We start from the raw sequence: 23,109 nt of genomic DNA on the forward strand, positions 1-23,109 counted from the left end.
GATCAGCGAGCGCCGAGCAGGTGCTCGGTCGCGAGCTGCTGCAGCCGGACGAACCCGAAGCCCTTGCCGCCGAAGTACGAGTTCGCGTCGAAGTCCTCGTATGCCGAGCGATCGGCGAGGAAGTCGTCGTAGCTCTCTCCGGGGTTGAGGGTCGGCGTCGAGAGCTCGTCGACGCGGGCGGCGGCGAGCGCCTCCTGCACCTCGGGGTCGGCGCGGAATGCGGCCGCCCGCTCCTTGAGCAGCAGGTACGTGCGCATGTTCGCGGCGGCCGACTCCCACACGCCCTTCTCGTCTTCGGTGCGGCTCGGCTTGTAGTCGAAGTGACGGGGGCCGTCGTAGGCGGGCACTCCACCGGGGCCGCCGTTCTCGAGCAGATCGACGAGCGAGAAGGCGTTGTGCAGGTCGCCGTGTCCGAAGACGAGGTCCTGGTCGTACTTGATGCCGCGCTGGCCGTTGAGATCGATGTGGAAGAGCTTGCCGTGGAACAGCGCCTGAGCGATGCCCGCGGTGAAGTTGAGTCCTGCCATCTGCTCGTGCCCGACCTCGGGGTTCACGCCGACGAGCTCAGGGCGCTCGAGCGAGTCGATGAAGGCGATGGCGTGGCCCAGCGTCGGCAGCAGGATGTCGCCGCGCGGCTCGTTGGGCTTCGGCTCGATCGCGAAGCGGATGTCGTAGCCCTTGTCGGTGACGTAGTCGCCGAGCAGGTTGACGGCCTCGCGGTAGCGCTCGAGCGCCTGGCGGATGTCCTTGGCGGAGTCGTACTCGGCACCCTCGCGGCCACCCCACATGACGAAGGTCTTGGCCCCGAGCTCAGCACCGAGATCGAGCTGACGGAACACCTTGCGGAGTGCATAGCGGCGCACGTCGCGGTCGTTCGAGGTGAAACCGCCGTCCTTGAAGATCGGCGCGCTGAAGAGGTTGGTGGTGACCATCGGCACGACGAGGCCGGTGTCGGAGAGCGCTCCCTTCAGACGGTCGATCTGAGTCTGGCGCTCGGCATCGGTCGAGCCGAAGGCGAACAGGTCGTCGTCGTGGAAGGTCAGGCCGTACGCGCCGAGCTCGGCGAGCTTCTCGACGGCGTGCACCACGTCGAGCGCCGGGCGCGTGGGGCCGCCGAACGGGTCGGCGCCGTTGTAGCCGACGGTCCACAGGCCGAAGGAGAACTTGTCGTCACGGGTGGGGGTGGTCATGGCTGCTCCTGTGCAGGTCATCGAATAAGTTGTGATTCACAACATATCTCATGACAGAAGGTGCGTCCACCCCCTACAGTGAAGGGATGCCGACGCAGCCGAGCCCCGCGCTGGGCACCCGCCCGCACAACCTCGCCCTCCTCCTGCGGCTCGTGCACGAGAACGGCGCGCAGTCGAGAGCCGCGCTGACCGAGCAGACCGGGCTCAACCGCTCGACGATCGCCGACCTCGTCGCAGAGCTCGTCAGACGCGGTCTCGTAGACGAGCGCATACCCGACGTACCCGGCCGTGTGGGGCGCCCCTCACCGGTCGTGACGGCGTCGGCTCGCGTCGTCGCCATCGCGGTGAACCCTGAGGTCGACGCGATCGAGATCGCTGCGATCGGCCTCGACCGCAGCATCGTCCTGCGCGAGCGACTGCCGAACGCGACCGTTCCGACGCCGGGTGCGGTGGTGTCGACGATCGCCGAGCGCATCGTCGCCTGGCGCGAAGGGGCGCTCGCCGCGGCACGGATCGCGGCGATCGGTGTCGCGGTCCCCGGCCTCGTGCGAACATCCGACGGTGTCGTGCGCAATGCGCCTCATCTCGGCTGGACCGATGTGCCGCTCGCCGAACTCGTCCGTTCGGCGACGGCGTCTGCGGCCTTCGTCGACAACGACGCCACGCTCGGAGCCATCGCCGAGCACCGCTACGGCGCCGGCCGGGGGATCGACGACGTGGTCTACCTGAACGGAGGTGCGTCGGGTATCGGAGGCGGACTGATCATCCACGGGAGGCCGGTCGCCGGGGCGGGTGGGTACGCGGGGGAGTTCGGTCAGAACAGACCCCGGATCTCGGCAGACGCCGACCGCCGCACTCGCGACGGTGTGCTCGAGGCCGAGGTGAGCCGCCGGCTGCTTCTCGATGCGGTCGGCCTCGACTCCGCCGACGATGAGACGCTCGCCGCCGAGCTCTCCGAATCCGACTCGCCGGTGGTGGCCGCCGAGATCACGCGTCAGGCGCATGTGCTCGCGAGCGCGCTGGCCAATGCCGTGAACGTGCTCAATCCTGCTCTCGTGGTGCTGGGCGGATTCCTCGCCACCCTCGCCGATCTGCGGGCGGATCAGATCGTCGACGATGTGACGGCGCTCGCGATGTCGGAGAGCGCCGAGGCGCTCGAGATCCGCCCGGCCGCTCTCGGCGCTGACAGGCTGCTGATCGGCGCGGCCGAGCTGGCATTCGCCGACCTGCTCGCCGATCCGGGCGAGCGGAGCTGACCTCCGAGAGGCGATCGATCGGATCCGACACGGAAAGTCGGGTCGCAGATCGCCCTCGGGCCGCACGATGGTGGGGAAAGGAGGACCTCATGATCGGAACGCTCAACGCACTGGTCGATCTCGTCGAGGCAGGCACCGGCGACGAGATCGACGTCGCCGGGTTCGCTCGCGTGCACGGCACGACGGAGTACCACCTGCGCCGGATGTTCTCGGCTCTGGCGGGGATGCCGCTGTCGGAATACGTCCGCCGTCGGCGGATGACGCTGGCCGGCGCAGAACTCGCCGCCGGCGCCCCGAACGTGCTCGACGTCGCCGTGCGACACGGGTACGGCTCGATCGAGGCGTTCGGCCGGGCGTTCCGCGCCGTGCACGGGATCAGCCCGGTCGATGCGCGCCGAGACGGGGGTCCTCTCCGCACACAACCCACGCTTCGGTTCCGCCTGAGCGTCGAAGGGAGCACCCCGATGCACGTCACCATCACCACCACCCCCGAGCTCGTCCTCGTCGGCCATGCCGCACGAGTGCCGCTCATCCACGAGGGCACCAATCCGCACATCCAGGCGCACATCTCCTCGATCGCCCCGGAGGAGCATGCTCGCCTCAAGGCGCTGAGCGATGCGCAGCCCGAGGGAATCCTGGCCATCACGGGGGACATCGCTCAGGATGCGCCGGAGGGCACCGAGCTCACCTACCTGCACGGAGTCTCCGTGCGGCCGACCTCCTCGGTGCCCGACGATCTCGATGTCGTGAGGGTCGAGGCGGGCGCCTGGGCGGTCTTCGCCGCCACGGGTCCGTTCCCGGAGACCCTGCAGACGCTGTGGGCCGCGACGGCGACGGAGTGGTTCCCGTCGAATCCGTGGCGGCTGCGGCCCGCGCCCTCGATCGTCCGGTACCTCGAGTTCACCGGGACGCACGCGTCCTGCGAGCTGTGGCTCGCGGTCGAGCCCGCCTGAGCGCGTCAGGGTGGTCGGCGCGGATGCGCGCCGACCACCCGACGTCTGTCGCCCGTGCGACACTGTGCCGACGGTCGGATGCCGATTCCGCCGTGAGAGGACCCGCGATGGCGCTCGACCCGAAGAAGACCCTCGACGCCTATCAGGCGAAGCACGGGGAGTTCCGCATCCTCGATGTTCCCTCGATGCAGTACCTGATGGTCGACGGGGCGGGCGATCCCAACACCGCCCAGGCATACCAGGACGCAGTGTCCGCACTCTTCCCTATCGCCTACGCGCTCAAGTTCGCGAGCAGGGAGCAGCTCGGGATCGACACGGTCGTGATGCCGCTCGAGGGGCAGTGGCACGCGCCCGACATGGAGTCGTTCACATCGCGCCGCGACAAATCGGCGTGGCGGTGGACTCTCCTGATCATGGTGCCCGACCACATCGCCCCGGAGATGTTCGACCACGCGGTCGACACGGTCGAGGCGAAGCTGGCGAAGAAGAAGCAGCCTGCACCCGCCCTCCGCTCCGTGCGTCTCGAGACCCTCGACGAAGGGCTCAGCGTGCAGACGCTCCATGTCGGCTCCTACGACGACGAGGCCCCGGTGCTCGACGAGCTGCACCATCGATTCATCCCCGAGAACGGCCTGTCGATGACGGGCCTGCACCACGAGATCTACCTCAGCGATGTCCGACGGGTCGAACCGGCGAAGCTCCGGACGATCCTGCGCCAACCCGTCGAGAGGGCGACCTGACGAGGGCGGCTCTCAGCGACGACGCAACCCCCTCCGACGTCTTCGCGCCGACAGATATCCTGCTCGGATGACCTCAGCGAAGGGTGCCGCGCGCACGGCGCAGCGATCCGATGCCTTCCGGCGCGTGGCGCGGGCGGGATTCGTGGTGATCGGCCTCGTGCACATCATCATCGGGGCGATCGCCGTGTCGATCGCCAGCGGCGGCGGCGGAGACGCCGATCAGGACGGCGCGATGGAGCAGATCCGTTCGACTCCCGTCGGCGGGCTGGTCCTCGGCGTGATCGCGGTGGCCCTGATCGCGCTCGCGGTCTGGCAGGTCGCCAGCGGTCTCCTCACCGGCGGCAAGGAGACCAGGAAGTGGGGGATGAGGATCAAGCTGATCGGCATCGCGGGCGCGTACCTCGTGATCGCCGGCTTGGCCCTGATCTTCGCCTTCGGCGGGCACGTCGAATCCGAAGACACCTCTCGGGCGCTCAGCGCCGTCGTGCTCTCGGCGCCGGGTGGCATCGTGGCGCTCATCCTCCTCGGTCTGACCGTCGCGGGTGTCGGCATCGGATTCATCGTCATCGGATTCACTCGGGGCTTCGAGAAGACGATGGATGTCCCGACGGGCCCGTCGCGGCCCGGGATCATCGCCCTCGGGGTCGCCGGTTACATCGCCAAGGGAATCGCGATCGCGGTCACCGGTGCGCTCTTCGTGGTGGCCGCGTGGACGCAGGATCCGCAGAAGGCCGCTGGTCTCGACGCGGCTCTGCGGAGCCTCGTCGACCTGCCCCTCGGCCGAGCGATCCTCTGGCTCGTCGGGGTCGGACTCGCGATCTACGGCGTCTTCTCGATGGTCCGCGCCCGCTTCGCGCGTATGTGAGTCTCGGCCTCAGGCGTTCGCAGGCTTGTCGTTCCACAGCAGGAGGAACGCGCCGAGCCCGATCATGAGCAGGCCGCCGGTGGCGCCCATCGCCTCGATGCGTCGCGGAGAGCGTCCGAACCATTCGCGCGCGGAGCTCGCCAGCAGCACCCAGATCGCATCGCAGGCCACTCCGATCGCGACGACGATCGTGCCGAGCACGAAGAGCTGCATCGGCACCGACCCTGCGTGCAGGTCGACGAACTGAGGAAGGATCGCCAGGAAGAAGGCGATCGACTTGGGGTTGGTGACCCCGACGACGAACCCCTCACCGAGCAGACGCACGCCTGATCGCCGTGCCACAGGTCCTGTCACCGTGGCCGCGGCATCTTTTCGATGCCGGATGGCCTGGACGCCGAGGAAGACGAGGTAGCCGGCGCCCAGCACCTTCACGATCGTGAACAGCACGATCGACTGCGCCACGACGGTGCCGACGCCCAAGGCGACGGCGATGACGAGCAGGATCGAGCCGAGCGCCGTGCCCAGGATGCTGAGGAACCCGCCCAGTCTCCCCAGGGCCATCGCCCGGCCGATCGTGAACAGCACTGTCGGTCCGGGGATCACGACCATGACGAACGCGGCCACGACGAAGGTCGCGAGGGTCTCGGCGCTGAACATGGTGCGAGCTTAGGGCAGCCCGAAGAGGCCCCCCGAAAAGTTTTCTCCCGCGCCCGTCATAAAAAGTCCGCGCCGGGGTCTGGGTATGTGACGGGCGGCTTCTGCTTCCTGTCTCGCACTGGGGACACACACGACTTTCGGGGACAGGCATCCGCCTCTCGCGCTCCGCCGTATCCGGCGGGCCGAGGGCATGCCGGGATTGGGACATTCATGAGCATTCGCTCGCACCACCGCACGACGGAGCGGCCATTACGCTCCGCAGTCGCGCCTCGCCGACGGGCGATCACGCGGCTGCTCGGCGTGCTCGCCATCGCCGGCGTGCTCGTCGCCGGAGCGACGCTCGCCCCCAACAGCGGAATCACAGCCGCGGCGACGGTGCCCGGCACACCGGGAACGCCTCAGCCGGGTACTCCGGTGTACACCGAGGACTTCTCGAACCAGAGTGCAGCACTCGCCGCACGGTCGATCACCACCTACGTCGGCGGTGCGGCAGCCGCGAACTCGACGTACACGGCTTCGACGCAGTACACCCCGGCCGGAAACCAGTGCAACGGCTGGATCATGAGCGGTGCGACTCCGACGGCGCCCGTCACTGACCTGGGCTGCCTGAACAACGTCAGCACGACGTGGACGACGCTGCAGCAGATGGCTCGTGCACTCGGAGTCGCGCAGGGCCAGACGACGACGCAGGCCGCGACCAATCAGGTGCTGACGTCGTACACGAATGCGACGAACGGAGCGATCGCCGCGGGCACGCAGTTCCGCACGGTCAACACCATCCCGGCCATCGGCGGTCACTACTACGCGGTCTCCGCATACTTCGCTGCGGTCAACTGCCCCGCAGCCGGCGGAGCGAACCAGCCGAAGGAGACCTTCAGCCTCCTCGTGAACGGCACCCCGATCGTGCTCAGCACAGGACTGAACCCGTGCACGAACAACACGGTCTGGGAGACGCAGATCGCGAAGCTGCAGTCGGCCGCCTACCAGGTGCCCGTCGGAACCACGGCGAACCTCGGTCTGATGCTCTACAACGCGACGGCCACCGGCGCGGGCAACGACGTCGCCTTCGATCTGCCGCAGATCGTCGATGTGACCCCGCAGCTCGACAAGGCGTTCAGCCCGACCGTGATCACCAACGGCTCGACGTCGAAGATGACGCTGACCGTCACGAACACGACCGACCTGATGGCCAAGAGCGATTGGACCATCACCGACGCGCTGCCGACGAACCTCAAGATCGCGGCGGCCCCGAACGTCGGCGGCACCTGCACGCAGCGCACCGGTGCGGCTTATGTGGTCACGGCGCCGGCCGGCGGAACCTCGGTGTCGGTCACCGGCGGCGACCTCGCCCTCGGGCAGGCATCGTGCACCATCACGGTCGATGTCACGTCGACGGTGAACGGCACCTACATCAACGGTCCCGCCAACATCACGACGAACCTGAACCCGCCGGCCAACGCGTCGCTCGAGGTCATCCAGCCGTCGATCGACATCGTCAAGAGCATCACCGCCGTGAACGGCGTCGCCGTGACGAGCGACACCGATCCCGACAAGGTGTACTCGAAGGTCGGCGACGTCATCACCTACAGCTTCGTGGCGACCAACACGACTCCCAAGGCCGCGACGAACACGACGCTCAACACGAACCTCACGAACGTGCGGATCACCGAGGACACGTTCTCGGGTGCGGGCGACATGACGACGCTGTCCTGCACACCGATTCAGGGATCCACACTCGCCAGTGGCGCCAAGATGACCTGCACGGCCACCTACGTGGTGCAGCAGGCGGACCTCGACAGCGCCCCGCTGACGAACGTCGCACGGGCCACCGGAACGCCGGCGGTCGGACCGAACGTCACGGACACCGATGACGAGATCATCCCCGCCACCTGGACGCCCGCTCTCGTGCTCGACAAGACCGCCTCGGTCGTCGACATCGATCAGGACGGCGTGACCGGGCTCGGCGACCACATCATGTTCGCGTTCACCGTCACCAACACCGGAAACATCACGGTCGCGAACATCACCGTGGTCGATGACCGCCTGACGCAGCGCAACATCACCGTCACCTGCACGCCCACGACGATCGCGCCGACCCAGATCTCGACGTGCGCCGCGAATGCGCCGTACGTCATAGGCCAGGCAGACGTCGACGCGAAGAAGGTCATCAACACGGCCTACTCCACGGGAACCGACCCCAAGGGCGGTCCGGTGCGCTCGAACAACGACAGCACCGAGACCCCCGTCGAGCCGTTCCGCATCCCGCTGAAGATCGAGAAGGTCGGCGAAGCGGCAGCGAACACCTGGGTGCGCATGGACGGCTCCTCGTTCGCGGTGCTCGCAGACGCGAACGGGCAGCCGGGCACGGCGCTTCCCTTCACCATCAACGGGGTCGAGACCGGTCTGTTCCAGATCGACAGCATCCCGGCCGGCACGTACTGGTTGAGCGAGCTGACGGCACCCGACGGGTTCAGCCTGCTCGCCGCTCCCGTGAAGTTCGTCATCAACCCGGACCGCACGGTGAGCATCACCGCAGGCGGCGATCAGGCGGTGACCTCCACCGGTCAGATCATCACGGTGCGCGACGTGCCGGCGCTGACCCTTCCGACCACCGGAGGGACGGGCGCACTGCCCTACATCCTCGCCGGTTCCCTGACCGTGCTCGGCGCGGGCGGGCTGGCCCTCTGGGTCCGCCGACGCAACGCACGTGCCGACACCACAGACCCGCAGATCTGATCTGCACTTCTCACAATCCACCATCTGTAACCCACCAGGGCGACCTGGCCACCTAGAGAGAGACACAGTGAACACTCCCAACAACGGACGCGGATCCCGCGTCGCGGCAGGTCTGCTCGTCGCAGGCGTCGCCGCGCTGACCCTCGCAGCGCCTGCAAGCGCCGCGACGCCCAACCTCGTCGACCCGGACGCTGTCGGTTCGCTGACGATCCACAAGTTCGAGGCACCCGAGACGCCCACCGGCCTGCCGAACGACGGCACCGAGCAGAACGTCGCACTGGCACCGCTGCCGGGCGTGGGCTTCACGGTCTACAAGGTCGACACGATCGACCTGACGAGCAACCAGGGCTGGGTCGACGCGAACGATCTCGCCGACCTGAACCCCGACAGCGTCGCTGACATCACGGCTGCCGGATACACGGCCAGCGCGATCGGCGGTCAGACCCTGACCGACGCGAACGGTGAGATCGCCCTGGCGAACCTCGACCTCGGCCTCTACTTCGTGGTGGAGACCGCTCCGCTCGCTGGCTCCACCGGCGTGGCCCCGTTCCTCGTGACGGTCCCGCTGACGGACCCGGCCGATGACAGCACGTGGCTGTACGACGTGCACGTCTACCCGAAGAACGCCCTCACCGAGGCGACCAAGACCGTCGAGGACTCGGCCGACATCAAGCTCGGCGACGAGATCGACTTCACGATCACGGCAGGCATCCCCAACGTCGCAGTCATCGACGGCTACAAGATCGTCGACACGCTGGACGCCAAGCTCGACTACGTGAGCGCCGCTGTGACGCTCGTCGACGGAACCCCGCTCGCTGCGGGTGACTACACGGTCGTCCACGACGCCGCCACCAACGCGGTGACGGTCGAGTTCACCGCCGCGGGTCGCGCAGTTCTCGCGGCTCACCCGGCCACCGAGGTTCAGGTCGTCATCACCGCCGAGGTAAACACGGTCGGCGAGATCGCCAACACGGCAGTGCTCTACCCGAACGCCGGTTCGTACACGGTCGCACCGGGCGAGCCCGGCGGACCCACCGTCACCCCCGAGGTCATCACCAAGTGGGGCGACATCACGGTCGAGAAGACCGACAAGGCCGGCGCACCGCTCACCGGTGCAGTGTTCTCGGTGTACCCGACCCAGCAGGACGCGATCGACGGCACCAACGCCATCGCTCTCGCCGGTTCGACCGAGTTCGCGGTCGCCGCTGACGGCACCGTGACCATCTCGGGTCTGCGCTACTCCGACTGGGCTGACAACGCCACCGTCGCCGTGGGCGAAGACGGCTACCAGTCGTACTGGCTCGCTGAGATCGTCGCACCCGACGGATTCGAGCTGCTCGCAGCTCCGATCGAGTTCACCGTCACCGCCGCCACCTCGGCTGTGGGCGTCGACCTCGAGGTCGTCAACGTTCCCTCGAACGCCGGCTTCACCCTGCCGCTGACCGGTGGCACCGGCACGACCCTGTTCCTCGCCGGCGGCGTCATGCTGCTCGGTGGAGCGGTCCTGCTCGCCATCCGCAGCCGTCGCAAGGCCGCAGCACAGGCGTAACCCGAAAGACCGGCCGTGCGGGGGAGGTGAAGAGATCCCTTCCCCCGCACGGCCCATTCGTTTCCACCTACTTCTTCTCCAGCTCCGATCAGAAAGCGCAGCATGACCCTCATCGACGCGTCCGCACCGGACGCCCCAGCGCGACCCGCTACGGGTGCCACCGCCCAGAAGGCGCGGTGGGGATGGAGCCAGTCGATCGTCATGCTCATCGCGACCATCGGCATCGTGGTCCTCGTCTACCCGACCGCGGCCTCCTGGTTCTCGGCCTGGTCTCACGACACCGACGTCGACGGGTACATCCAGTCCGTCGAGCAGATCCCCGATGAGGCGGTAGACGAGATGCTCGCCGCCGCTGAGGAGTACAACGAGAATCTTCCGACCGGGCCGCTGCGCGACCCGTATGCCCTCGGAGCAGACGGACAGCAGACGGCGATCGGCGAGGGGGCCTCGGCGTACTTCGACACTCTGACCACCGAGGGAACCGACACGATGGCGCGGATTCGCATTCCGAGCATCCACGTCGATCTGCCGGTCTTCCACGGCACCGATGAAGACACACTGTCTCGCGGTATCGGGCATCTCTACGGCTCATCGCTTCCTGTCGGTGGACCGGGGACGCATTCGGTGCTCACCGGCCACAACGGCTTCGTGCAGGCCACCCTCTTCGATGACATCGATGAACTCGTCGAGGGCGACGTCATCATCGTCAGCGCACTGGGCGAAGACCTCTACTACGAGGTCGATCAGACCAAGACCGTTCTTCCCGACGACGCGGAAGACCTGCGTCAGGTCGCCGGCAAGGACTACCTCACGCTCGTCACGTGCACGCCCACCGGCGTCAACACGCACCGCCTGCTCGTGCGCGCAGAGCGCATCGATGCTCCGACCGAGGACTCCGCCGTGACGACCATCGCGGACACCACCGACCCCGCCGGCTTCCCGTGGTGGGCGCTGCTCGTCGTCGGGGTGCCGGCACTCACGTTCATCGTCGTCAAGCCTCGCCGTGCCCGGAAGAACCGCAGCGGCCGACGAGCGACGCACGTGTCCGCTGGCTCCGACTCATGACGGTCGACGTCGCAGTGGACCGCACCGCCGCGAACGGCGACGAACCCGGCGAGCCCGTGACACGCCGCCGCCCGCGGCGACGTATCGGTCTGCTGTCGACCAGCATCCTGCTCGTCGGACTGGGAGCATCCTTCCTCTCCGCATCCGTGCTCGCCCCCGATGCGGTCGACAAAGTGACCGGTGACGTCAAAGTCTCGGTGCTGAAGACGTTCCATGAGGTCTTCGCGCCCGACGAGCTTCCCGTCATCAGGCTCGGGGTCGAGGGCGGGATGGTCGAGCTCGACCGATGCGACGGCACGTTCACTGAGATGGTCAGCTACCGCATCGACGACGTGCTGCCGCTGTTCGCCGCACACAACAACTGCGGGGGAGACGTGATCCTCGGCTGGGAGCTCGGTCAGCGGGTCACCGTCGAGGGCTCCGACGTGATCTACGAGGTGGTCGAGGAGCGGCACACGCCCAAGTGGTCGAACGTCGAAGAACTCACCGGTATGACGGGGGAGTTCATGGTCCAGACGTGCTTCTACGGCGAGAACAAGATGCGCTTCCTGTCGCTCGCGCCCGTGGACCCGGCGGCGAGCGGCAGCTGATGTCCTGCACAGCGAGAATCTCGGGTTCTGACCGTCACGATTTCCAGTCATACCGGTCTTGTAGGTATGGCCATCGGCCTCGCGTCGGGTTCCCGGCCGACGCCCGCACAGCAGAGGTCGACCACTCCCCGGCCGAACCTTCTCAGAGCGGATTCGACCCTTACGAGAGTCGGAGGGACGAGGCATCCCCACTGCCTCGTCCCTCAACCGTCTCCGGCGCTGCGCTCGCGATGCCGGACTCGACAGCATCCGGAGCAGCATGATCCTCGGTACGTATCTCGACGACGACGACATCTCGGGTGAGCCGTCCGATGCCGAGATCATCGAGGCGGTGCGGGGTGGCGACATCGGCGACTTCGCCCTCCTGTGGCGCCGGCATGTCGAATCCGCGCGCCGAGCCGCGCGAGCGATCTCGCCCTCGGCGGATCCCGACGATCTCGTGAGCGAGGCGTTCGCGTCGATACTCCGGGTGACCAAGGCGGGCGGCGGGCCGAGCGACGCGTTCCGGCCGTATCTCCTCGCCACGCTGCGCAACACGGCCGCGCGCTGGTCCCGCAACGGGACCGACCTGTCGATCGACCTGATCTCGGAGGGCGATCTGTCGTCGGAGGGCGGCGATGCCTTCGAGCGCATCGCCGAGCGATCCAGCATCGCGGCCGTGTTCGGCACGCTGTCGGCTCGGCATCGCACGCTGCTCTGGTATCTCGAGGTCGAGGGCATGAAGCCGCGAGAGCTCGCGCCCCTGATGGGGATGACGGCCAATGCGGTCTCCGCTCTGGCGGCGCGCGCACGCGACAGCTTCAAACGCGCCTGGCTCGAGGCGCACATCCACGATCCCTCGCGGTCTGAGGACTGCAGGTGGTTCTGCGAGCGCGTGGTCGACCGTCGCGGTCGTCCGGTCGCGGTCGGCGACGCCGACCGTTTCAGAGAGCACATGAGCGTGTGCGGCGGATGCCGGATCGTCGCCGCGGAGATCGATACCGTCTCGCAGCGGCTGCGGGCGATCCTGCCTGCCGCGCTGTTGGGAGGCGTGGCGGCGGCGATCTACACCGGTGATGCCTCCGCGGAGGCGCAGGTCATGGGCGCGAGCTCCGTGGTGGGGTCCACAGGCTCGTCTGGCTGGGCCGATGCGGCGACCTCCTCGATCGGCGCGGGGGCGCCTGTCGCCGCGCACGGAGCAGCGGCGGTGGTACCGGCCGGTGGCCTGGCCGCCTTGGCGGCGACCGCCGTCGTCGTGGTCGGAGCCGTCATCCTGGCGGGCAGCGTCCTGAGTCTGTCCGCCGAGGAATCGGACGATTCGGAACTCACCCGGTCGATCTCCGAGGCGTCGGTCTCCGGTGAGGCGGGCCCGGTTCTCGAAGATCTGCCGCGCTTCCCCACTCAGCCGCCCGCATCGGAGCCGATGCCCGAACCGCAGCCCCTGCCGTCGCCGGAGCCCGAGGCCGATGCGGGACTGGAGCCCGATTCGGATGCGAGCCGTGAACCGGAGACTCCAGGACCCGGCGAGAGTCAGCCCCCACTGACCCCGCTCAGTATCGCCCCGGCCCCGGCCCCGTCGACAGCGGTTCCGACCCCGACTCCGACCCCGACCGACGCTGCGTCGGAGACACCGCCGCCCGTCGACCTGGCGGAGTTCCGCATCACCCGGTCGATCGCCCAGGACTCTCTCGTGCCGGATCTGATCGAGGGGGTCGGCGCTGCAGGCGCGGTCGTCACGGTGACCGACGAGAGCGGCGTCATGCTCGACACCGGGGTGATCGACGAAGACGGCGCATTCGTGCTCGACGTCTCGGGCGAAGCCCTGCGTCAGGGCATGACGCTCAGCGTGAGGCAGTACGACGCGGCGACCGGAGTCACCGAGTGGGCGGAGGCGATGGGGCCGCTCACCTTCGCGACGCCCACGATCGCGGCCGCGGACCAGGATGCCTGTCCTGAGGCGTCCCTCGGCGCTGTCAGCTGTCTGCATCTGAGCGCCGCACCGGATGCATGGGTCGAGCTGCTCGATGAACAGGGGCGATCGCGCACTGTGCGGCTCGCGACCGACGACATCGACGGGATCGTCGTCCGATCCGGTGTCGGTGAGCCGTTCGTCGCCGCCCGGTACATCGAGCCGTCCACGGGTCGTGCCGGAGTGACCGTGCTGCTGCCGGCGGCGATCGAATGAGTCCTCACACTGCGCTGCGCGCGGTCGCCGACAGCCGGAGCCAGAGCCAGAGTCGCGTGGCCGGCGAATCGATGTCGATCCCGAGCTCGTTGCGCACGACATCGAGCCGATACCGGACGGTGTTCTGGTGAACGTGCAGTGCGCTGGCGGTCTCACGCACACTGCCGAGCTGGTCGAGGAAGACCCGCATGGTGTGCGTCAGACGGGTGCCCTGCGCGGCATCATGCTCGGCGAGGATGCTCGCGGCGTCGCCGACCGTGGCATCCAGGCCGTCGATCAGGTCGGCGACCTGGAGGATCGCCAGGCGATCGCGCATCTCGTCGAAGGTCGCGATGCGGAGCTCATGGTCGTCGCGGAGCGACGAACTCACGAGCACGCCGGCCGTGGCCCCGGCCTCACGATAGGAACGGCCGATGCCGTTGATGTCGTACGCGCGCGTGCCGATGCCGGCGATCAACGCGTCGTCGATCCGGATCACCGCCTGGGTGAAGGTCTCGACCGCAGCCGCGTTCGGGCCCGGGATGAGCGTCACGACCTCCGAGCCGACCACCGCGCTGTGGGAGCCGGGGAAAGCGGCGCCGGACACGCTCATCGCCAGATGGAGTACTCGCTGCAGACCGCGCATCGCCTCCACCTCGTCGAACGTGGTGATCCGGAAGCACACGACCGTGCATCCGGCTTCGGGACGGATGAGGAGCTGCGACGCCGCGCCGCGGGCATGCCGTCGATCTTCGAGAAGCGTGCGGAGCAGGTCGGATGTCCGACGGTCCCGGTCGCCCGCCTCCGCTCGAGCACGAAGCAGATGCTGGGCCACGATCGGTTCCATCTCCTCCAGCAGGGACCGGGTCCGGGCAGCCGGCGATGGATCGATCTGGATCACCCAGAGAGAGCCGAGCAGCTCGCCGGACGCTCGCACGGCGATCCCGACGCGTCCGAACTCGTCGGTGCTCGAGGGGAAGTGCCGTGCCTCGCTGGCGCGGAGCAGCGACCGGTAGCGCGAGTCGGATGCGATCGAGATGTCCTCCTGCAGCAGCAGAGTGGTGCGTCGACGGACGTCGTCGATCGGCTGCTCGCTGTGCGTGGAGTAGCCGACGATCTGACCGGTCGAGTCGACGATGCTGACGGCACCGTCCGCGAGGGTGGCGATGGCGTTGGCGAGGCCGAAGAGGTCTCCCAGTCGCACACCCGAGACCCGGCCGATCGAGTGACCGCTCAGCAGCGACCGCAGGACGTTCGCCAGCTGTGCCCAGTCCCCGTCACTGTGGTGGAGGACAGGCAGGGCGACGTGCAGATCGAGGGCAATGCGCTCCAGCCCATCGCCGTCATCGGGAGGGCGCACCACAAGCGCGGCCGCCCCGACATCGGCCAGCTCGGCGACGAGGGCCGGAACGCTCGTCGTCGCGACACCGGCCCCGAGGACGATGCGATCGGTGTAGTCGGATGCGGATGCCGACGGATCGTAGAACTCCACGCCCACGTACGTCCTGGCATCGAGCCGCGTGCTTCGACGGGGGGAGAAGAGCCTCCCGTCGCTCAGGCGAAGCGCGTCGCGCAACGTCGGGGCTTCGGCGCGGATGTCATCGAAGGCCATGGAATCTTCTCTATTCGGTGTCAAGAACTCTCGTATGAATCTACATACCGGTCAGATCGCGATGTCGCGAGACTGACAGTAAGAAGTCGAAAGGGATCCCTGTGAACGACCCGTCCGTTGCTCCTGCCTCGATTCGCGCCGAACGGGTCGCGCCATGAGCTCGTCGACAGTGCGCGAGCGGCGCACGCGGATCGATCCCGAGACGAGTGACGACGAGCTCGTCCTCGCGACCCGAGCGGGGAACAGCAGTGCGTTCGGCGTGCTGTGGGATCGTCACTCGCCGGCAGCCCTCCGCGCGGCGCGTTCGATCACGAGCTCGATCGACCCCGAGGATCTCGTCAGTGAGGCGTTCGCCAAGACCTTCAGCGCGATCCGCAATGGCGGAGGTCCGACGGATGCGTTCCGTCCCTACATCTTCGCGGCCGTGCGCAGCGCGGCCGCCACATGGGGAGGAAAGCAGAAGGACGTCGTCGCGCTCGAGTACATCGAGGAGCTTCCGACCGAGCACACGGAGGATTCGCTCGACCTGCTCTCTGACAAGGCGCTGCTGACGGTGGCGTTCAAGGACCTCCCCGAACGGTGGCGCACACTGCTCTGGTACCTCGAGGTCGAGGGCATGAAGCCGCGTGAGATCGCGCCGCTCATGGGCATGACTCCCAACGCCGTCTCGGTGCTGGCGGCCCGGGCGCGCGAGGGCTTCAAGCTCGCCTGGCTGCAGGCCCACATCAAGGAACCGGGACGTGACCCGGAATGCCGGTGGGTCTGCGCGCGCATCGTGGCGCAGGGGCGCAGGCGCCATGTGGCGCGTGCCGACCGAACGCGATTCGACGCGCACCTGGAGCGCTGCCAGCGGTGCACGATGGCGAGCGCCGAGATCGAGCAGGCGTCATCGAAGCTGCGCGCCGTGCTGCTTCCCGTGATCATCGGCGGACCGGCGGCGTTAGCCTATTCGGCCGGATCTCCTGCGCCTGCGACGGCTGCGTCTGCGCCGGCCTGGATGCCCAGGGGTACCGCTCGGTGGCTGGTCGTCGGCGGATCCGTCGCGGCAGCCGGGGCCGTCGTCGCGGTCGCAGCGGTGGCCGCACAGCTGGCGCCCGTGGGCGCGCCGAACGCCGAGGAGTCGTCGACACCGTCGTCCGCGCTCGTCGTCGCATCTCCGGCGCCGATCATGTCGCCCGAATCGACGGCGGTCCCGAGCCCGATCGCGCCGGCGGAGGAGGCCGAGACGGGTGTCGACCCGCAGACGCCCGTGACCGTTCCCGAGGAGCACGCCGGCCCCGAGGTCGTCATCGACCCGATCATCGTGGTTCCCCCGGTGGTCGACCCGTCCGTGGTCGCGCCTCCCGCCGGCGGCCCCTCGGTCATCGCGCCTCCCGTCGTGAAGGCGCCGGTCGTCGACCCTCCTGTCGTCGACTCTCCGGTGGTCGAGCCTCCTGTCGTCGACCCTCCGGTCGTCGACCCTCCGGTGGTCGACCCGCCGGTGGTCGACCCTCCTGTCGTCGACCCTCCGGTGATCGACCCTCCGGTCGTCGACCCGCCGGTCGTCGAGCCGCCGGTCGTCGACCCTCCGGTGATCGACCCTCCGGTCGTCGACCCTCCGGTCGTCGACCCTCCGGTGATCGACCCTCCGGTCATCGAGCCTCCCGTCGTCGAGCCGGTGACGATGGACTGGAGCATCCTGCCGGGGACGACTGTTCCCCCGACCATCACCGGCACGGGAACTCCGGGAGCAGCGGTGCAGATCATCGACGAGACCGGCCTCGTGATCGCCTCCACCCTCGTCGGTCCTGACGGAGATTTCTCGGTGCGCCCCGATGTCGACACGCTTCACCAGGGCATGTCGATCTCGATGCGCCACACATCCCGGACCACCGGCGTGCGGACGGTGAGTGATCCGACGGGGCGCCTCTACTTCCCGGTCCCGGGGCTCGCCGAAGACTCGGACGGTGGGATCTCCCGCGTCGACTCCGACGGCGACGGGCGACGGGATGACCTCTCGCTCGACGTCCGCGGCGTCGCCGGCTCGACGGCATCCGTGTCCCTGGACGGGGAGACGGCGTCGCTCGCGCTGCTCGACGACTCCTCGACCATCGTGTCGTTCATCGACATCCGGCCCGGGCTCCATCGGATCACCCTGCGCTACGTCGACCCGGCGACGGGGATCCTCGGCATCTCGGACACGGACTACATCCTCGTCGTTCCCTGACCGTCGCCCCGTGTGCGCAGGGCCCCGCGGGGTGCGCCAGATGAGAAGCTAGAAGGATGAGCATCTCCCGCGAATCCGACGTGATCGCCCCGACCGGGGGCGGCCCGCTGACCGATGTCGAGGTGAGGCGACTCCGCGAGGACTTCCCGATCCTGCGCTCCGAGGTCAACGGGCACCCGCTCGTGTATCTGGATTCGGGTGCGACGTCGCAGCGTCCGCTCGCCGTGCTCGACGCCGAACGCGAGTTCGCCACCACTCTCAACGCGGCCGTTCACCGTGGTGCGCACACTCTCGCGGCCGAGGCCACCGAGGTGTTCGAGAACGCTCGGGCCGCCGTCGCGCGGTTCGTGGGTGCCGACGAGGGCGAGATCGTGTGGACGTCGAACGCCACCGAGGCGCTCAACCTCATCGCGTATTCGATCTCGAACGCCTCGCTCGGCCGCGGGGGAGCGGCAGCCGAGCGCCTGCGTCTGCGCGAGGGCGACGAGATCGTCACGACCGAGATGGAGCATCACGCCAACCTCATCCCGTGGCAGGAGCTCGCGGCCCGCACAGGAGCGACCCTGCGGGTCATCCCGCTCGACGACGACGGTGCCCTCCGGCTCGACGCCGCCGCAGATCTCATCACCGACCGCACGAAGCTCATCGCCGTCACGCATGTGTCGAACGTGCTCGGCGTCATCAATCCGGTCGAGCATCTTGTGGCGCGTGCGCGCGCCGTCGGCGCGCTCGTCGTGCTCGACGCCTGCCAGTCGGCACCCCATCTGCCGCTGGATGTCCGCGCACTCGACGTCGACTTCGCCGTGGTGTCCGGTCACAAGATGCTCGGGCCGACGGGAATCGGCGCGCTCTACGGGCGGCGCGAGCTGCTCGAGGCCATGCCGCCGTTCCTGACGGGTGGATCGATGATCACCACCGTCACCACGACGGAGGCGGCGTACCTGCCGCCGCCGCAGCGGTTCGAAGCCGGCACCCAGCGGGTGTCCCAGGCGGTCGCGCTCGCCGCGGCGATCGACTATCTGACCGCGGTGGGGATGCCGCGCATCGCGGCGCACGAGGCCGCATTCGGCGCGCGACTCGTCGAGGGGCTCACGGCCATCGATGGGGTGCGCGTGCTCGGTGCCGGCATCGATCTGCCGCGTGTGGGCCTGGCGAGCTTCGACGTCGAGGGCATCCACTCGCACGATGTCGGGCAGTTCCTCGATGATCGCGGCATCGCGGTGCGTGTCGGACACCACTGCGCACAGCCGCTGCATCGTCGCCTCGGCGTCACCTCCTCGACGAGGGCCAGCACGTACCTGTACACGACCGATGACGAGATCGACGCCGTGATCGACGGCGTCCAGGGTGCGATCGACTTCTTCCGGAGGGGCGCATGAGCGACCTGCAGAACCTGTATCAAGAGCTCATCCTCGATCACTCCCGCACCCCGCACGGGTTCGGGCTCCGGGGTGAGATCGCCGCGCAGTCGCACCAGGTGAACCCGACCTGCGGTGACGAGGTGACTCTGCAAGTGCACCGCGGCGCCGACGGCGGCATCGAGGCGATCGCGTGGGAAGGGCACGGATGCGCCATCTCGCAGGCATCCGCGTCGCTGCTCGCCGAGCTCGCCGAGGGGCTCACGGTCGACGAGCTCGAGATCCGCATCGCCGCGTTCCGCGAGGCGATGCGTTCGCGCGGCAAGATCGAACCGGATGAAGAGCTGCTCGGCGATGCCGCTGCTCTCGGGGGCGTCTCGCGATACGTGGCACGGGTGAAGTGCGCCATGCTCGCCTGGGTCGCTGCGGAGGATGCACTCCACAAGTCCTGAGCACCGAGGCGATGCGGTGCAGGATGGAATCATGCCTCTTGAACTGACTCCTCTCACCGCAGACGCCTTCGACGACTGGCGCGAGGCCACGAGAGCACGACTCGTGTCGCTGCGGCAGGAGTCCGGGATGCACGTCGGCGACGATGCCGTCTCGCACGTGGACGCCGTGCTCGACGAGCTGCTCCCCGCAGGGCACGACACCGAGACCTCGCTCATCCTCACGATCGATGACGGCGACGCCCGGATCGGCACCGTCTGGCTCGCCGCGAACAACGGCGTGCTGTTCATCGTCGATCTCGCGTTCGCGACCGAGCCGAGTGGCCGACAGCTCGACGGCCTCCTCGACGAGCTGACGACGCTCGCGCGGAGGCAGCAGGTCGGTCGTCTGAGTGTCGCCCTGCATTCGTCCGACACCGCTGGTCGCGGTTTCGTCGAGGGGCGGGGATTCGAGGTCGCGTCGATCCAGATGCTTCTCGAACCGCTGCCGTCTCGGGCGGCACAGCCGTCAGACGGCGCGTTCGTCGTGGCGCCGATGACCCCGGAGCGCTTCGCGAGCTTCGCTGCCGCGTCCGAGGCGGCCTTCGCGGAAGACCTGGTGGCATCCGGTCGGTATTCGGCGGAGGATGCCGTCGTCGAGTCGCACCGGCAGATGGAGCTCGAGCTGCCGGACGGCATCGATTCGGAGGGGCAGGAGCTGTTCACCGCCCACGTGGACGGCATCGAGGTCGGGGTGCTGTGGATCGGCATCCGTCGGCGAGGAGGGCGCCCGCACGGGTTCATCCTCGACATCGAGGTCGCCGAGGACCAGCGCCGCAAGGGCTATGGTCGTGATCTCATGCTCGCGGCCGAGCGCGAGGCCGCACGACTAGGTGCCGACTCGATCGGGCTGCATGTCTTCGGTTTCAACGCCTCCGCGATCCGTCTCTACGAGAGCCTCGGCTATCGGCGGGTCGAGGAGCGCTTCCTGCTCACGGTGTGATCGCGACACGCGGGGTCGCGCGGGAATAGCGGCGCGGGACGGGCGTTGGGCCCCACATGACTACTCTCGGAATCATCGGTGCAGGACACATCGGCAGCCAGATCGCACGGGTCGCCGTGGCGAACGGCTACGACGTGGTGATCGCGAACTCCCGTGGACCGGAGACGCTCTCGGATCTCGTCGCAGAACTCGGCGATCGAGCGACTGCCGCAACCGCGGTGGATGCCGCTGCGGCCGGAGACGCCGTGGTCGTCACCGTCCCCCTGGGCAAGATCGACGAGCTGCCGGTCGAGCAGCTCGCGGGCAAGATCGTGCTCGACACGAACAACTACTACTTCGAGCGCGATGGGCACATCGAGGCCCTCGACCGCGGAGAGACCACCACATCGGAGCTTCTGCAGGCGCAGCTGCCGACGTCGCGCATCGCCAAGGCGTTCAACCACATCCTCGCGGCCGACATCACGACCGACGGATCGCCCGCGGGCACACCCGATCGACGCGCCCTCGCCACAGCGGGCGATGACGCCGAGGCCGTCGCCTTCGTCACCCGCTTCTACGACGAGGCCGGCTTCGACACGGTCAACGTCGGACCCCTCAGCGAGTCCTGGAGGGTCGAGCGCGATCGCCCGGCATACGTCGTGCGCCAGAACGCCGACGAGCTGACGGCGAACCTCGCGATCGCCAACCGTCTGCCCTGACGACACGGACGAGGGGAGCGGATGCCGAGGCATTCGCTCCCCTTTTCTCTGTCCGCCCCCGATGAAGCACCCGTAACATATGCGCCGCGTTGGGATACCAAACTTGTCGGGTGGTGCTCCGAGTGAGACAATTCGGTCATGGCGGGGGTGGGGACTACCGGCGAACTCGAGTCGGTGCGGGTGACGCGCGTTCTTCGCGATGACATCGTGCTCGGTCGGCGCGCCCCCGGTTCCCGGCTGGTCGAACGAGATATCGCGGCCGAGCTCAACGTCTCGCGGCTTCCGGTGCGCGAGGCCATCCGCACTCTCGTCGGCGAGGGAGTGGTCGTCGCACGCCCGCGGACCTGGGCAGTCGTGCGGGAGTTCACGCATCGGGACATCCGGGATTTCGGGGAGGTCCGCGAGGCGATCGAGACCCTGATCTTCGTCTTCGCCGCCGAACGTCACACCGACGAGGGGATCGCGCGGCTTCGGGCGGCCTACGAGCGCGAATTCGCCGCAGCATCCGCGGGCGAGATCGAGGCAGCGCGAATCGCTGCGGGCGAGTTCCACGAGATCTCGGCCGAGCTCGCCGGCAACGAGATGCTGGGCGAACTCATCGCGGTGTTCGTCACACGGCTGCGCTGGCTCTTCGGGCAGCACGACGATCTGCTCGCGATGGCCGAGGAGCATCGGCTGATCCTCGAAGCGGTCGCCGCACGTGACACGGACGCCCTGCGCGTGATGGTCCCGCGCCATCTGGCCAGCGGGCAGGAAGCCGCCGAGCGACGCCTCAGCGACCAGGCCTATTCGATCTGAGCGTCCCGGCCCGGCGTGCGGCGCGAACGCAGCGCACGACCGCGCCGCGCGGCCGACCACCGACCGGCCTGGAGAGCGGTCTCCCGCGGGGATATATTGGCCATACGGAATGGTTCCGGAGAGTCGTGTCCTGGGGAGCGATATGAGAGGCGTCGCCGTCGTCGCGGGGGGACTGCTGCTCCTCGGCGGAACGGTGCTCATCGCTGTCGCGGATCAGCAGCGTGTGGATGCCCTCGCCGAGGCGAGGGCGGCTGTCGTCCAGGCGGAAGAGCGGCTCGAGCTCGCGCGCGAGGTGAACCTCCGTCTTGCCGAGCAGCTGACGGCACTGCGCACCACCATCGCCGAACAGGAGACGCTGCTCACCGACACCTCCGGGTTCCTGCCGTGAGGCGAACGCTGTGATCCGGCGGTTCCTCTCCGTCACGATCGTCGCAGCAGTGATGCTGACTGCGGGCGTCGTCGGTCGCGCCGCGGCCCTGGACGAGGACAGGGCAGAGGCGATCGCCGAGCTGCAGTCGCTGGCGCAGTCGATCCGTACGGCGGAGATGCGCACGGACCACCTCGACGGATCGATCGCGATCGCCGAGAAGGACACCGCCGCGCGAGCCGCAGTCCTCGAGGTGCGGCCCGCTTTCGTCGACGAGATCGCGGCGCTGACTGCGGCGATCGAGGGAGCAGCCGGCAAGGTCGACACCTCGGCACACAGGGCCTCCGCGCAGTCGGCCCAGCAGTCCGTGCTCGACGAGCGCAAGAACCCGGCGACCGTGGTCGCCGCCACCGCCACCGTGCATGCCCTCATCGACAAGGTGGGTCAGGACATCGGCAGCTGGGAGACGGCGCAGTACGCCGCTCCCTCGGGCCCCGCGTGGGCATCGAGCGGTCCGGACGGGTACGCGCGCGTGCGTGCCGCTCTCGACCAGGTCGGCGGCGGGGCAGTCGGGCTCTACGAATCGGCTTCCTGTGCGGGAGGGACCGCGCCGGCGTGCGCGAACAGTGGCGGCTTCATCAAGTACCGCGCCGACATCGTCGACTGGAGTGCCGACCGACTGTACTGGGCGATGGCGCATGAGCTGGCGCACATCTACCAATTCCGGGTGTGGGGCGCCCTGACGTCGTCAGATGCCTACTACTCCGCGTTCGGAGGAGACGCCGAGTTCCTTGCGAACTGCATGGCGGTGGTTCGCGGATATCCGGGATCTGTCGGGTGCGACGCCGACCAGCAGGCGTGGGCGTCCGGGATCTGGGTCGGCGCAGTCGGCTGA

Annotated in this window: 20 protein-coding genes; 17 read left to right on the forward strand and 3 right to left on the reverse strand. The window is 68.4% G+C overall.

What is annotated here, in order from left to right; translation table 11 throughout:
* Positions 1 to 2: 2 nt before the first annotated feature.
* Positions 3 to 1,190 (reverse strand): xylose isomerase, encoded by a 1,188-nt coding sequence (xylA, locus tag ACIPV5_RS05585; RefSeq protein WP_056276871.1) that lies wholly within the window; start codon positions 1,188 to 1,190, stop codon positions 3 to 5.
* An 86-nt stretch (positions 1,191 to 1,276) separates the two neighbouring features.
* Between xylA and ACIPV5_RS05590 the strand changes: the two genes are divergently transcribed.
* The 4 genes from ACIPV5_RS05590 to ACIPV5_RS05605 all read left to right on the forward strand — a co-directional run bounded on the left by ACIPV5_RS05590 (position 1,277) and on the right by ACIPV5_RS05605 (position 5,004).
* A complete protein-coding gene (locus ACIPV5_RS05590; protein ID WP_400340252.1) occupies positions 1,277 to 2,446 on the forward strand; it encodes an ROK family protein in 1,170 nt (389 codons plus the stop codon).
* Between the two features lie 89 nt (positions 2,447 to 2,535).
* Positions 2,536 to 3,399: a GyrI-like domain-containing protein gene (locus tag ACIPV5_RS05595; protein ID WP_400340254.1), complete on the forward strand. Its 864-nt coding sequence runs from the start codon at positions 2,536 to 2,538 to the stop codon at positions 3,397 to 3,399.
* A gap of 107 nt (positions 3,400 to 3,506) precedes the next feature.
* A complete protein-coding gene (locus ACIPV5_RS05600; RefSeq protein ID WP_400340256.1) occupies positions 3,507 to 4,139 on the forward strand; it encodes a GyrI-like domain-containing protein in 633 nt (210 codons plus the stop codon).
* Positions 4,140 to 4,206: 67 nt separating this feature from the next.
* Positions 4,207 to 5,004 carry a DUF1206 domain-containing protein gene (locus ACIPV5_RS05605; RefSeq protein WP_053098781.1) on the forward strand — a complete coding sequence of 266 codons (798 nt, stop codon included), beginning with the start codon at positions 4,207 to 4,209 and terminating at the stop codon, positions 5,002 to 5,004.
* A 9-nt stretch (positions 5,005 to 5,013) separates the two neighbouring features.
* On the opposite strand, the gene ACIPV5_RS05610 is transcribed toward ACIPV5_RS05605, so the two are convergent.
* Complete coding sequence (locus ACIPV5_RS05610; protein WP_400340258.1) at positions 5,014 to 5,661, reverse strand: LysE family translocator; 648 nt, start codon at positions 5,659 to 5,661, stop codon at positions 5,014 to 5,016.
* 210 nt (positions 5,662 to 5,871) lie between these two features.
* Here ACIPV5_RS05610 and ACIPV5_RS05615 point away from each other — a divergent pair, with 210 nt between their 5' ends.
* The 5 genes from ACIPV5_RS05615 to ACIPV5_RS05635 all read left to right on the forward strand — a co-directional run bounded on the left by ACIPV5_RS05615 (position 5,872) and on the right by ACIPV5_RS05635 (position 13,765).
* Complete coding sequence (locus ACIPV5_RS05615; RefSeq protein ID WP_400340260.1) at positions 5,872 to 8,397, forward strand: SpaA isopeptide-forming pilin-related protein; 2,526 nt, start codon at positions 5,872 to 5,874, stop codon at positions 8,395 to 8,397.
* A gap of 67 nt (positions 8,398 to 8,464) precedes the next feature.
* Positions 8,465 to 9,946, forward strand: a complete 1,482-nt coding sequence (locus ACIPV5_RS05620) for a SpaH/EbpB family LPXTG-anchored major pilin (protein ID WP_053098784.1) — start codon at positions 8,465 to 8,467, stop codon at positions 9,944 to 9,946.
* A gap of 102 nt (positions 9,947 to 10,048) precedes the next feature.
* Positions 10,049 to 11,011, forward strand: coding sequence for a class C sortase (locus ACIPV5_RS05625; RefSeq protein ID WP_056276889.1), 963 nt, complete (start codon positions 10,049 to 10,051; stop codon positions 11,009 to 11,011).
* Positions 11,008 to 11,601: a hypothetical protein gene (locus tag ACIPV5_RS05630; RefSeq protein ID WP_053098786.1), complete on the forward strand. Its 594-nt coding sequence runs from the start codon at positions 11,008 to 11,010 to the stop codon at positions 11,599 to 11,601. Before ACIPV5_RS05625 ends, ACIPV5_RS05630 begins: the two co-directional genes overlap by 4 nt.
* 259 nt (positions 11,602 to 11,860) lie before the next feature.
* Complete coding sequence (locus ACIPV5_RS05635) at positions 11,861 to 13,765, forward strand: sigma-70 family RNA polymerase sigma factor (RefSeq protein WP_400340262.1); 1,905 nt, start codon at positions 11,861 to 11,863, stop codon at positions 13,763 to 13,765.
* Positions 13,766 to 13,769: 4 nt separating this feature from the next.
* On the opposite strand, the gene ACIPV5_RS05640 is transcribed toward ACIPV5_RS05635, so the two are convergent.
* Positions 13,770 to 15,356, reverse strand: coding sequence for a helix-turn-helix domain-containing protein (locus tag ACIPV5_RS05640; RefSeq protein ID WP_400340264.1), 1,587 nt, complete (start codon positions 15,354 to 15,356; stop codon positions 13,770 to 13,772).
* A 154-nt stretch (positions 15,357 to 15,510) separates the two neighbouring features.
* Here ACIPV5_RS05640 and ACIPV5_RS05645 point away from each other — a divergent pair, with 154 nt between their 5' ends.
* The 8 genes from ACIPV5_RS05645 to ACIPV5_RS05680 all read left to right on the forward strand — a co-directional run bounded on the left by ACIPV5_RS05645 (position 15,511) and on the right by ACIPV5_RS05680 (position 23,109).
* Entirely contained in the window at positions 15,511 to 17,562 is a 2,052-nt protein-coding gene (locus ACIPV5_RS05645) for a sigma-70 family RNA polymerase sigma factor (RefSeq protein WP_400340265.1), read from the forward strand.
* 56 nt (positions 17,563 to 17,618) lie between these two features.
* Positions 17,619 to 18,941 carry a cysteine desulfurase gene (locus ACIPV5_RS05650; protein ID WP_400340267.1) on the forward strand — a complete coding sequence of 441 codons (1,323 nt, stop codon included), beginning with the start codon at positions 17,619 to 17,621 and terminating at the stop codon, positions 18,939 to 18,941.
* Positions 18,938 to 19,372: a Fe-S cluster assembly sulfur transfer protein SufU gene (sufU, locus tag ACIPV5_RS05655; RefSeq protein WP_056276906.1), complete on the forward strand. Its 435-nt coding sequence runs from the start codon at positions 18,938 to 18,940 to the stop codon at positions 19,370 to 19,372. The genes ACIPV5_RS05650 and sufU overlap by 4 nt, the downstream gene beginning before the upstream one ends.
* Positions 19,373 to 19,403: 31 nt before the next feature.
* A complete protein-coding gene (locus tag ACIPV5_RS05660) occupies positions 19,404 to 20,351 on the forward strand; it encodes a GNAT family N-acetyltransferase (RefSeq protein ID WP_400340269.1) in 948 nt (315 codons plus the stop codon).
* A 56-nt stretch (positions 20,352 to 20,407) separates the two neighbouring features.
* Positions 20,408 to 21,049: an NAD(P)-binding domain-containing protein gene (locus tag ACIPV5_RS05665; protein WP_285365206.1), complete on the forward strand. Its 642-nt coding sequence runs from the start codon at positions 20,408 to 20,410 to the stop codon at positions 21,047 to 21,049.
* 138 nt (positions 21,050 to 21,187) lie between these two features.
* A complete protein-coding gene (locus ACIPV5_RS05670) occupies positions 21,188 to 21,847 on the forward strand; it encodes a GntR family transcriptional regulator (protein WP_400340271.1) in 660 nt (219 codons plus the stop codon).
* A gap of 142 nt (positions 21,848 to 21,989) precedes the next feature.
* Positions 21,990 to 22,235, forward strand: a complete 246-nt coding sequence (locus ACIPV5_RS05675) for a hypothetical protein (protein ID WP_072590746.1) — start codon at positions 21,990 to 21,992, stop codon at positions 22,233 to 22,235.
* Positions 22,236 to 22,245: 10 nt separating this feature from the next.
* Complete coding sequence (locus tag ACIPV5_RS05680; protein ID WP_400340272.1) at positions 22,246 to 23,109, forward strand: hypothetical protein; 864 nt, start codon at positions 22,246 to 22,248, stop codon at positions 23,107 to 23,109.

This window comes from Microbacterium sp. NPDC090014 (assembly GCF_044748285.1).
Taxonomy (GTDB): domain Bacteria; phylum Actinomycetota; class Actinomycetes; order Actinomycetales; family Microbacteriaceae; genus Microbacterium.